Annotated in this window: 5 protein-coding genes and 1 pseudogene; 5 read left to right on the top strand and 1 reads right to left on the bottom strand. The window is 71.2% G+C overall.

Translation table 11 applies throughout. From position 1 onward, the window contains the following. The 3 genes from D7V77_RS39870 to D7V77_RS39880 all read left to right on the top strand — a co-directional run. Nucleotides 1-232: PilZ domain-containing protein (locus tag D7V77_RS39870; protein ID WP_147452315.1), on the top strand; the 232-nt coding region annotated here is incomplete at its 5' end. A 57-nt stretch (nucleotides 233-289) separates the two neighbouring features. Next, nucleotides 290-694, top strand: a complete 405-nt coding sequence (locus D7V77_RS39875) for a cytidine deaminase (protein ID WP_120581430.1) — start codon at nucleotides 290-292, stop codon at nucleotides 692-694. A gap of 12 nt (nucleotides 695-706) precedes the next feature. After that, nucleotides 707-2,044 (top strand): 5'-deoxyadenosine deaminase, encoded by a 1,338-nt coding sequence (locus D7V77_RS39880; protein WP_120581427.1) that lies wholly within the window; start codon nucleotides 707-709, stop codon nucleotides 2,042-2,044. Here D7V77_RS39880 and D7V77_RS39885 read toward each other — a convergent pair. Beyond that, nucleotides 2,041-3,453, bottom strand: coding sequence for a sensor histidine kinase KdpD (locus D7V77_RS39885; protein ID WP_120581428.1), 1,413 nt, complete (start codon nucleotides 3,451-3,453; stop codon nucleotides 2,041-2,043). The two genes, D7V77_RS39880 and D7V77_RS39885, sit on opposite strands and share 4 nt — an antisense overlap. A gap of 283 nt (nucleotides 3,454-3,736) precedes the next feature. Between D7V77_RS39885 and D7V77_RS39890 the strand changes: the two genes are divergently transcribed. Both D7V77_RS39890 and D7V77_RS39895 read left to right on the top strand, forming a co-directional pair. Further along, nucleotides 3,737-4,474, top strand: coding sequence for a PspA/IM30 family protein (locus D7V77_RS39890; protein ID WP_120581429.1), 738 nt, complete (start codon nucleotides 3,737-3,739; stop codon nucleotides 4,472-4,474). A gap of 33 nt (nucleotides 4,475-4,507) precedes the next feature. Beyond that, a pseudogene (locus D7V77_RS39895) lies at nucleotides 4,508-5,192 on the top strand (hypothetical protein); the annotation flags it as partial.

Genomic DNA, 5,192 nt, shown 5'->3' on the forward strand with positions numbered 1-5,192 from the left:
CGTGGGGTGGGTGGGAGAGGCGCTGGACCCGGGCCAGACCGTGGAGGTGCGCTTCGCGCTTCCCCCGTCCCTGGAAGAGGTGCAGGTGCGCGGCGAGGTGCTGCCCCCCAAGGCCGGTATGACGGGCCCGGTGGTGCGCGTGCGCTTCGTGGAGCTACCGGTGGAGCTGGAGCTCGCCATCGCCCGGCACCTGGACGACCAGAGCAAGGACGAACCCCGGGGCGCCCGCTAGGGCATCCCCGGATGGACGCGGGCGCCGGTGGACGGCGCCTTCGCGAAGGAGGGCGGCATGGCGGAGGAGATTCCCTGGGAGCGGCTGTTCGAGGAGGCCCTGCGGGTGCGTCAGCGCGCGCACGTGCCGTACTCGAAGTTTCCCGTGGGGGCCGCCGTGCTCTACGCGGACGGCTCCATCGTGGCCGGCTGCAACGTGGAGAACGCCACCTATGGCCTCACCGTCTGCGCGGAGCGCAACGCGTTCGTCGCGGGCGTGGCCCAGGGCCGCGAGAAGCCGGTGGCCGTGGCCATCGTCGTGGACACCCCGGAGCCCTGTCCCCCGTGCGGCATGTGCCGCCAGGTGATGGCGGAGTTCGCCGGGCCTGACCTTCCGGTGCGAAGCCGCACCCTCAACGGGCAGGAGGCGCGCTACCCGCTCAGCGAGCTGCTGCCCCACGCCTTCACCCGTTCCTTCTTCTAGGACCTCCCTCACGTGGACTTGCTTCTCACTGGCGCCACCGTCGTCACCATGAACCGGGACCGCGAGGTGCTGCCTCGCGCGGACGTGCTCGTGCAGGACGGGCGCATCGCCAAGGTGGGCCGGGGCCTGAAGGTGAAGGGCGCCTGCCGCGTCCTGGACCTCGCAGGGCAGGTGGTGATGCCCGGCCTCATCCATGGCCACCTGCACGCCTGCCAGACGCTGTTCCGCGGCCACGCGGACAAGCGGGAGCTCCTGGACTGGCTGAAGGAGCGCATCTGGCCCATGGAGGCGGCGCACGACGCGGCGTCCCTGCGCGCCAGCGCGGACCTCACCTTCGCGGAGCTCATCCGCTCCGGCTCCACGGCGGCGCTCGACATGGGCACCGTGCACCACTACGACGCCGTCTTCGAATCCGCGCGTGACAGCGGCTTCCGGCTCGTCGGCGGCAAGGCGATGATGGACTCCGGCGCGGAGGTGCCCGCCGGCCTGCGTGAGACGACGGCGGACTCCCTGTCGGAGAGCCTGGCGCTGATGGAGCGCTGGCACGGCACCCACGACAACCGCCTGCGCTACGCGTTCGCGCCGCGCTTCGCCCTGTCCTGCTCGCCGGAGCTGCTGCGAGAGGTGGGCCGACTGTCGCGGGAGAAGGGCGTGCGCATCCACTCACACGCCAGCGAGAACCGCACGGAGACGGACGTGGTCCGCCAGGTGACGGGCCAGGACAACATCGCCTTCTTCCACGGGTTGGGGCTCACGGGTCCCCAGGTCACGCTGGCCCACTGCGTGTGGGTGGAGGGCGAGGAGCAGCGGCTGCTGCGCGAGTCCGGCACGGTGGTGTGCCACTGCCCGGGCTCCAACCTGAAGCTCGCGTCGGGCTACGCGCGTGTGCCGGAGCTGCTGAAGGACGGCATCCCCGTGGCGCTGGGGGCGGACGGCGCCCCGTGCAACAACACGTTGGATTTGTTCCACGAGATGCGGCTCGCGTCCGTGCTGCACAACCCGCGCGTGGGCCCGGTGGCGATGACGCCCATGCACGTCCTGGAGATGGCCACGCTGCACGGCGCGCGCGCCCTGGGTCTGGAGGACGAGGTGGGCTCCGTGGAGGTCGGCAAGCGCGCGGACCTCACCGTGGTGGACACGCGCGGCTTCCACTTCTGCCCGCTGCCGGACGACGTCACGGGGCCGCTGGTGTACTCGGCGCGCTCCACGGACGTGTCGCATGTGCTCATCGACGGCAAGCTGGTGCTGCGCGAAGGCGAATTGACCACGCTGGATGCGAACACGGTGCTGGCCAACGCCCGCACGCAGGCGACGAAGCTCTTCGCCCGCGCGAAGCTGAAGGCGTCCTAGCGGCGCCAGGCGGCCGTCGGGTCCAGCGACGACTGCGAGGTCGGCTGTACCCGGGGCATGCGCAGCACGAAGGACGTGGCCCAGCCCTCCGCGTCCTCCACCGCCAGCCGCCCGCCGTGGGCCTCCGCCGCCAGCCGGGAGAAGTACAGCCCCAGGCCGTAGCCCCGGCGGCCCTCCTTCTCGCGGTGGCCCTGCACGTACTTGTCGAAGAGGGACTCGCGCGCCTCCGGCGGAATGGCGATGCCGTCGTTGCGCACCGCCAGCCACTGGAAGCCCTCCGCCTCACCGGCCTCCAGGCGCACCCGCCCGCCGGACGGGGCGTAGCGGAGCGCGTTGGTGGCCAGGTTCTCCACCACGCGGATGAGCAGGCCCGCGTCGCCCACCAGCTGGAAGCCCGGCGGGGACGACAGCTCCAGCTTGATCTTGCGCAGCCGGGCCGCGCCATCCAGCGAGCGGCGAACCTCGTCGAAGAGCGGCGCCACCGGGAAGGCCTGCTTGCGCGGGGACAGCCGGCCCTGCTCCAGCCGGGGCACGTCCAGCAGGTCGGAGATCATCCGGTCCAGGCGCGCGGTGACGGCCAGGCCCGTGCGCACGGACTCCACCATCGGCGTGCCGATGGGCAGCTCCTGCTCCATCCACGACAGCGACAGCGTCACGGCGGACAGCGGCGAGCGCAGGTCGTGCACCAGGAACTGCATCAGCTGCTCCTGGTGGGCCTGGAGCGCCTCCAGCTGGGCGTTGCGCGCGTGGGCCTCGGACAGCATCCGCTCGATGGTGCGGTGGGCGTCCTCCACCTCGTGGGTGCGGCGGGCCCCCAGCTGCCGGGCCACCTCCGCGTGCGACAGGTCCATGGCCAGCTGCCGCAGCCGCCCGGTGCCGTAGTGGCTCACCGCCGCCACCAGCACCAGCGTCACCGCCGCCACGGCCATGGCCCCCGGGCCCACGCCCGCCTGGTGCATGAGGACGGCCTGGGCCAGCGACGCCAGGCCCGCCGCGCCGTAGACGAGCCAGGGCATCAGCTCCAGGCCGGACAGCGCCACCACCAGCGCGAACAGCCCCAGGCTGAAGCCCGCCACGCCCGCGGGGAAGGGCGACACCGGCAGGGCCAGCTGCTGGAGGCCGAACACCAGCCCCACGTCCACCAGCGACTGCACGATGCCCAGCTGCTTCGTCAGGGGCCTGGCGCGCAGCGCGAACAGCAGCGCCACCACGCCGCCGTAGCAGAGCAGCAGGGGCGGGTAGTGGGCCCAGTCCCGCGCGCCCGTCAGCCACAGCCCCAGGCTGACGGCGAAGAACACGACCGTGCCCACCAGCCGCACCGCCGCCCCGGCGCCCAGGACGCGCCGCCGTTGGGCGGCCACCACCCGCGCGAGTTCGTCTTCAAAGGCAACGGGAGGAGTCGGGTCCATGCGACACGTTCGTTTTCCCCGCTTCCTCCCCACCCGGCAAGTTCATGGCCACAGCGTCTTTCGCGACCCCGGGTGGCCCCTTTAGGGGACAGGGAGTGGCGGATGGGGGCCGGACCGGTGGCCCTGGACCCGGCCGGGCTGGCGGGCGGTGGCTGTTCCGGAGCAATCATCCGTTCCGGGCAGGCGTAGTCACGGTGACACGCGCCTTGCGGCCGGATGCTTGTGGGCGTCGGAGTTCGTGTAAGGTGACTGGGATTAGGCACAGGCGGAGGTGAGAGCCGACATGTGGCAGCGATTCAAGAGAGCGATGCGGAGCTTCGCGGGCTTCTTCGTCTCCTCCATCGAGGATCCGGAGTTGATTCTCGAGCAGAACATCCGTGACCTGAACGATCAGGTCCCCAAGATGAACGAGTCCATCGCCATGGTCCGGGCGAATGTGACGCTGCTCGAGAAGGAGAACATGAAGTACCAGCAGGACGTGCGGGAGCTGACCGCCAAGGTCAAGGCCGCCATCCAGGCGGGCCGTGACGACCTGGCCGGCACCTACGCGACCAAGCTGCAGGGGGAGAAGGAAGCCCTCGCGCGCAACCAGCAGCAGCTGGACATCGCGAAGCAGGCCTACGAGAAGGCCCTGAACGTCAAGAAGGCGTTCATGCGCGAGAAGGACCGGAAGACGCAGGAGGCGATGAACGCCGTCCGGGACGCGCGCCGCGCCAAGTGGCAGGCGAAGGTCGCCGACACGATGGAGTCCTTCACCGTCGCGGGCGTGGACTCCACGCACGACGAGATGCTCCGCAAGGTCCAGGAGAAGACGGCCATCAACGAGGCGCGCATGCAGATGGCGCTGGAGTCGGTGGACCACCAGGCCGCGGCCATCGAGGAAGAGGCGGAGAAGATCCAGGGCGACGAGCTGGTGAAGCAGTTCAAGATGGAGATGGGCCTGATGGACAGCCCCGCGCCGGTGTCGGACGTGGGTGCCGGTCCGGAAAAGACCATCGGCAAGAAGGTGGAGATCAAGTAGGTCTCCCCCCATGAAAGGGGCCGGCGCACACGGATGAAGCTGCACCGCGGACCCGGCCTCTTTCTCTTCCTCGCGCTCTGTGTCCTGGGCGCGGGGTACGTGTTCGCCTCGCGGGCGGGTTATCTCGACCGCCTGCAGGCGCGCTTCTTTCCCTCCACCCGTGAAGCGGTGCGGCTGTCCCCGGGTGACTTCCCGGCGGGCGTCGCGGCCCCGGTGGCGGACGTGGCATCGGTGCCGCTCAGGCCCGTGCTCATTGGCTTCACCCCGCGCGGGTCCGCCTCCGCGCTGCTCGTGGCAGCCGGCGGCGCCACCACCCTGGACAACCCCGCCACTCCTCCGGGCGCCGCGCAGGGGCTGCTCAAGACGGCCTACGCGCTGGACGCCCGCGCGGTGCTCTTCGCGCGCGAAGAGGAGCTGAAGCAGGCCCTGTCCGTGGGCGCGGAGAACGGCGGCGTGGACATGGCCGCCCTGTCGGTGGACCGGCTCGCGTCCTGGGCGCCGACCTTGAGGGACGCGGCGCCGCGCACGGTGCTGCTCGTGGGACGCAGCCGGGGCCAGGAGGCCATGGCGGCGGTGGGCGTGCCGGACCTGGCCAGCCTGCGAGGCAAGCGGGTGGGCGTGTATCCGGGCGGCTCGTCGCATTACTTCGCCCTGTGGATTCTGGCGCGCGCGGGGCTGCGTACCTCCGACGTACGCTGGGTGGACCTGCCCTCCACGC

This window comes from Corallococcus sp. CA041A (assembly GCF_003612075.1).
GTDB lineage: Bacteria > Myxococcota > Myxococcia > Myxococcales > Myxococcaceae > Corallococcus > Corallococcus exiguus.